1 pseudogene is annotated in these 279 nt (G+C 45.2%); it reads left to right on the top strand.

The features are described from left to right. Window positions 1–279: pseudogene (locus ACZ3HH_RS29720) on the top strand (ATP-binding cassette domain-containing protein); the annotation flags it as partial.

Genomic DNA, 279 nt, shown 5'->3' on the forward strand with positions numbered 1-279 from the left:
GGTTTGTGGTCCTTCTGGTTCCGGTAAATCAACATTAATCAAAACCATTAATGGTCTGGAACCCTTTCAGCAAGGACAAATTCTGGTTGATGGCATTTCGGTCGGAGACAAAAAGACGGATTTGCCCAAATTGCGCTCGCGCGTCGGCATGGTTTTCAGCATTTCGAATTATTTCCTCATTTATCGATTACCGAAAACCTGACTTTGGCACAAACTCAGGTATTAGGTCGTAGTCAGGATGCTGCGGTACAAAAAGGCTTGCATCTGCTTGAGCGAGTC

The sequence above is a fragment of the Pseudomonas sp. PME37.24/025 genome (assembly GCF_055556615.1).